General features: G+C 47.9%; 4 protein-coding genes. All 4 read right to left on the bottom strand.

Features of this window, described 5'->3' with window-relative positions:
• Positions 1–1,033, bottom strand: a 1,033-nt coding sequence (locus Q0198_RS07680; RefSeq protein WP_297896660.1) for a glycosyltransferase family 4 protein, incomplete at its 3' end; no start/stop codon positions are given.
• A gap of 72 nt (positions 1,034–1,105) precedes the next feature.
• Positions 1,106–3,886: an STT3 domain-containing protein gene (locus Q0198_RS07675; protein WP_297896659.1), complete on the bottom strand. Its 2,781-nt coding sequence runs from the start codon at positions 3,884–3,886 to the stop codon at positions 1,106–1,108.
• Positions 3,887–3,888: 2 nt separating this feature from the next.
• Positions 3,889–5,007, bottom strand: a complete 1,119-nt coding sequence (locus tag Q0198_RS07670; protein ID WP_297896657.1) for a glycosyltransferase — start codon at positions 5,005–5,007, stop codon at positions 3,889–3,891.
• 245 nt (positions 5,008–5,252) lie between these two features.
• Positions 5,253–6,036: glycosyltransferase (locus Q0198_RS07665; protein ID WP_297896655.1), on the bottom strand; the 784-nt coding region annotated here is incomplete at its 5' end.

The following is a 6,036-nucleotide window of genomic DNA, read 5'->3' as shown; positions in this document are numbered from 1 at the left end:
CGAGCCTTTCGCAAAGCGCGGTATCGTCTAATAAAATTTCGATCTTTCGCGCAAGACCCTCTGCGTCTCGAGTGCGGCAAATTAAGCCGTTGACGCCATCTTGCACGGCTTCTACGCAGCCGCTGCAATCGCTTACCACGCAGGCTCGCGCCATGCTCATCGCCTCTAAAACAGTGCGCGGAAAGCCCTCCTTGTAGCTAGGAAGTGCCAGTAGGTAACTAGCCTTCAAAAGCTCAGGCACGTCGTTTCTGGCGCCTAGATAATGCACCGCACCGCTTTGCAAAAACGCAGGATCAGCGGTGCTTTTATTGCCCGCAAAGCCCTCGCCCACAAAGACAAATTTCGCATCCGATCGATCTTTTAAAATTTCTGCTGCTTCGTAGAATTCTCTCACGCCCTTATGCCACATCGCGCGAGCTATCATCAGCACGATCTTTTTGCCGTGCAAATCCTCGCCCAAATCCGTTGCATTAACGATTTTGGGATTGAATCTTTCAGCATCTACGCCTACACTTTTAATCCTTATGACCTTTTGCTTCGCAATAAGCCCGCGAGATAGCATATAATCGGGATCGGCATCGTTTACAAATACGCAAGCATCCGCCTGCGAAAATGAAAATTTATAAAGCTTCTCCAAAACCGCTCGCACAAGCCTTGTTTTAATATCATCGTCGATATAAAAGCTGCCCAGCCCCTCGACTAAGTTTATCACATATTTTATACCCGCCTCTCGAGCCGCCAGTGTACCAAACACGTTTGATTTGTGCGCAGCTGTTTGCAGCAGGTCCAAATTTAGCCTCTTTAGCTCGCGCGCAAGGGCTTTGGTGTTGCTAAATACGGTAAGCGGATTTAAGCTCGCTCGATCAAGATCGTAAGTTATGGCATTAAAATCGCGCGCTAAATCCTGCGTATAAGCGCCACGAGGAGCAATTGCGAAAACCTCGTGCCCGCGCTCTTTTAAAGCCTGCATTATCGGGCGACGAAAGAAATGTAAGCTCATATCGGCATGGCTTAAAAACCCTATGCGAGCCATCTGTTGCATTCCTTGTTTGGCGTTGCGAGATTAAATTTCATAAATTTCTCCTTAGCTTGCGGCAAAATTTATCTAGCGCTTTAATTTATAAACTTTCACAGCAGGGCTTAAGATCACAGGCTCGAATAGCTCGGGCCTATATCTTTCAAATACAAAAAGCTGAATATAGCTTGAGTTTAGCATCGTCTTATCTAGCAGCAAAAATCGCCCGTAATCGCGCATGAAAATCACGTAAAATTGCGCGCTGCTGTCCATATTAAACTCTTTTACCGAAAGCTTGCCACCCGCGTCGTAGCTCGTTTCGTAAAAGGTATTGATCGCGAATTTTCTGCCGCCATATTCTAAATTTAAAAGGCTCGGCGAGATCGAAAAGCCGTTGTCCATATGCACGCCGCTTTGATCCTGAACAAACCTATCGCTCGTTATGAAAAACAGCTCGCCCAGCTGCTTGCCGTCGGTGATGTCGATATTTGAAAACTGCGTAACGACAGGGAAGATATTCATCATACGATCGGGCAGGATGTAGTAGATGTCGCGCGTAGGCCTTGGCGGCTTAAAATCGGCCAGTCCCAAGCTTAAGATAAAATCATTTACGTCTGTGGCATTATAATCTTTTAAAATTTGCTTTAGCTTGTTTGGAATTTTTTCGCTATATCCGCGCTCGGTGTATTCGACATCCAGGCGCGCCATATTCGCAGAGCTCATCTGATCTTTAAAAAGCGCGAAGCTAACGGGGAAATTATCGTTGCCGAGGTGTTTGCCGCCGTCGATGAGGGTCTTTACGTCGCTGTAATAGCGTATGCCGTATCCGTAGTCCCACCACGAAAGCGCGTAATCCTCGCGCTTCGCTTTATCTTTAAGCTCATCGAGCACCCGCACTTCGCTTTGATAAAAGACCGTATCGACCTTGTACGAGACGATGTGCTGCCACGCAGGATAGATCGCAAGTGCCGGCAAAATTAGCAGTATCGCGCGTCCCGCGATCTTTGGCAGATCCAAGCGCTTTACGCAAAAATACAAAATATATCCGAAGCTCAGCCCCATCACGCCCACGGCGTAGATCGTAAATCTAAGGCCTGCCTTGTTCGCCGCAAAGCCCAAAAGCAGAAGCGGGATCGAGAGCAAAAATTCTTTATGCCTAAAGCAAAGCACTAAATATCCGATCGTCGCGATCACGAAAACCGCGACGTGCGAGCTGATGCGTTCCATAAAGATATTAGTTGGCACGATGCCCGATTCTTGGATTGTTTGATTGACGTTGAAAAAATGAAATGCCGTATCGGCGTTGTCCGCAAGGGAGCGGAAGATATAAAATTTCGCCTGAAAGATGATCGGGCTAAGACCTCCGTTTGCGACGAAAAAGACTATGGCAAGCGCACCGATAATCGCTAAAATTTTAAAATTTAATAGCTTTCCTCTAAACGCAAAGAGCCAAAATAGCGCAAGTGAGATTAAAATTTTAGCTACCAAAGGCGTGGAACAAAGCGCGATCAAAAAGATAATCATCGCTTCGTAATTTACCGCACTTTTTCGCTTAAAAATCAGCGTGTAGGCAAAAAATACGGCGAGCATCATGGAATTTAGCGAGAAGCTGGACGGATACCACCACATATAAAATATCGTAAACGCGCCCAGCCAAAACAGCGTGCTGCACGAACCGCGCGTACAAATGCGGATGAGCGCCCACAAAATACACATCGCAAGCACGATATTTAGCATATCGGTGTCGTAATACCCCGCCATAGTGCGGTTGTAGTAGCTATTCGCCACGCTCGCGACAAGCGCGCCAATGAAGCCCGCGCGCATGCAGCGAAACTCACTTGAGATAAGCAATATCGGCACTACGATGAGCGAGCTAAACAAAGCCGGCAGATAAACGAAGATCGTCTCGATTTTAAAGGGCAAAATTTCAGCCAAAAACGCCGTCACGATCGAAAGCGGTGCACTAAAGTAGCTAAGATCGTTGGGCTGATGAAAGCCGGCGAGGCGGTCGCGCGCGCCCTCTGCAAAGGCGTAGCCGTCGTTGGTGTTTATCATCAGCTCGCCGTCCCAAAAAAAGTAGTTCGCAAAGCCGCTCGCCCAGTGCACCCACCACATGCGAAACGCCACGCTAAAGGCAAACGCAAACAAAATCATCAGCAAAATATGCTTGGAAAACTCATAATTTTTTATAAAGCCAAAAATTCTGCGCCTAGCAGGAAGCGCGCCAGCTGACTGATTTTTAGAATTCTGGGAATTTTCTGTTGTGGGGCTTTTAGAATTATCAGAATTTATGCCGTTTGTAGAATTTAAAGCACTTGCGGAATTCGCATTTTTAAATTTAGCCAAATTAGCGGCTTTTGCGGAATTTTTATTTGTAGAGTTTGCAACGCCAGCGGAATTTTTATTTGTAGAATTTTTGCTCGTGGAATTCGCAGTGCCTTTCAAATTTGAGTTTGTAGAATTTGCGCCTGCGGAATTTTCAGAATTTACCGAGGTAGAATTTCGTCCGCTTGATTTTTTAGCCTTTTTGGATTTTTTTTGTGCTCGCATTTTTGCAGAAACAGCGCGCGCTTGATCGTCGCTTAAATTTTTAACGCCGGCGTGCGCGGAATTTTTGCTCGCAGAATTTTTTGCATCAAGCGCGGAATTTTTATCGCTCTGAGGCGCGGTATCCTCGCTACCCTTAAGCTCGGCATTTTCGCCGCTAAAATTCTCACCGCCGCCTGCGGAATACTCTGCGTCAAAATTTCCCTCACTAGCGAAATTTTCGCTTAAGGCAGCTTTGTCAGCACCCATTGATTGCGCGCCTTTTTGATCGTCCGATCCTTCGTCGATCTCTCTGACGCTAAAAGCCTTTTTTTCTTCACCCACGCCTATTTTCCTTCGTCGATTTGTTCTATTTTTGCGATCAGCTCGCTTGCTATCCGTTTTTTATCGAAAAACGAGGCTCTAATTTTAGCCTTTTTCTCATAAAATTTTACATAATTTTCATCATCCAGCGCTTTTTGCATCGCCGCTTGAGTGCTTTCTAGATCGTTCACGCCCACTAGCACGCCCCATTCGCTCTGCCCCATAAGCTCGCGCGCGCCACTTTGATGATCGCTTGAAATCACGAGCTTGCCGCACGCAAGAGCTTCAATAAGCGCGTTTGAAAACCCCTCAAAAAGGCTCACGAAAACAAACGCATAGCATCTGGCCATATATTTATACGGATTTGCGTCAAAGCCTAAAAGCTTCACGCGGCCGCTTAAGCCGAGCTTCTCTATCAGAGCCTCAAGCTCGGCTCGCAGCACGCCGTCGCCCAAGATCAGCAGGTCTTTGTCATTATTTTTTAAATTTGCATACGCGCGGATCAAAAGCGTGTGGTTTTTGCCTGCATCGAGCCTGCCGACGCTTAGGAAAAACGGTCGCTCCTGCGCGACCTGCTCGCCTGCCTTGCGACCGATCTCATCCAGATCGATCGCGTTGTATAGCACGCTCATCTTGCGCTCGTCAATTCCGAAATTATCCGCCAGATCGCGCAAATTTCCAAGCGAGTTCGGAAAGATAAAATCAGCCTTCGGATAGAGCTTGCGAAGCAAAAGCTTTGAAATTTTGGATTTAAAGCTCGGCTCTTTATACAGCACCGACGGCGTCGAGCATTCGTTAAAAATCATCGTTCCGCGTAGCCCGTAAACTCGCGCCAGCGCCGCCACGTAACAAGGGCGGTTCATCCAAACGAAGTGGATGTCGATACCTAGGCGCTCGCATAGCTTTTTGTAGCGCAGCGCCAAAAACGGCAGTTTTGCGAGCTTCAGCAGTCCATTTTCAAAAGGGGCTGATTTTTCGATAAAATGAATCTGCACGCCGCTTGGAATTTCATAAAAAATCCTCTCGTTCATCAGCACTAGATGCACCTCGTAGTGTGCCGTAAGCTCGCCCAAGAGGTTGCTTACGACGCGCTCGGCGCCGCCGCCTCCCATCGAATAGATAAAAACGCTTAATTTCTTCATCCCTTTACCTTTTAAATATCGCTGCCGCGCCCTAAATTTAAGCTTTAGTTCCGCTTTTTACGCGAGCATGCGCCGCGCAATCTGTTTAAATTTAGCGCATTTTACGTCGCTCTAAGCGGCTAAATTTCATCGCGCGATGCGGCAAATTTAAACGCGCCGTTTTGCTCGGGCGCAAGAGCCTATCTTAGCACACCGAAGTTTAAATTTAATCCCTGCGCGCCGCGGCGACGTAATAAACGGCACTACTATTTGCGCGCAAACCGATCGATCAAGCCCTGCCATAGCTCAACGATACGCTCTTGCGAAAACTCGTCTAAGCTTTCATTTGCATTTTGCACGAGAGCGTCTCGCAGCGCCTCATCGCGCATCAAATTTTCAAGCTTGCTCGCAAGTTCATTCGCATCGCCGCATTTAAACAAAATGCCGCTAAGGCCGTCCTTTATGAGCTCTTTTGCACCCGCCGTGTCGCTGCTAAGCCGTGCGCAGCCGTAAAATGCAGACTCGATCAGCACGTTCGAAAGCCCTTCATTAAGCGAACTGAGCACAAAAATTTTAGCTTCTTTATACAGCTCGCTCACGTCCTGCTTATGCCCTAAAAATCGCACTTCAAGCCCGAGCCGCGCCACGAGCTCGCGCAAGCTTTCGCGCAGCGAGCCGTCGCCCGCGATTAAAATTTCCCACTTCGCAAGCAGGCTTTTATCGATCCTGCTTAGCGCGTCAAAGTAAATTTCATACCCCTTTACGGGCTCGAGCCTACCGACGCTTAAGATCACGTTTCGCTTGGCGCTTTTTGCGTCGCAGATCTCGCCGAAAAAGGGGTTATGCACGACGAAGCAGTTTTTGACAAATCGCGAATAGTACTCAAAGTCCGAGCGCGTAAGCACCGTAAGCGCGTCTGCTTTTTTATAGCACAGATCGCGCACGCGGCTAAAAAGCCCGCTTCGCAGATAATCGTGCGCGTTGTGCTCGGTCGCGATGAGTGGAATTTTAAGTCCGAAATTTGCGATCACGCACGCTACGTTCGTCCAG

This window comes from uncultured Campylobacter sp., assembly GCF_938045205.1.
Taxonomy (GTDB): Bacteria; Campylobacterota; Campylobacteria; order Campylobacterales; family Campylobacteraceae; genus Campylobacter_B.
Note: the sequence above shows the minus strand (reverse complement) of the source record. Positions and strands in the feature narration are given on the sequence as shown.

Coding starts and splice junctions, on each gene's coding strand:
- Q0198_RS07670 (WP_297896657.1), bottom strand. CDS start 5,007: ATGAAGAAATTAAGCGTTTTTATCTATTCGATGGGAGGCGGCGGCGCC.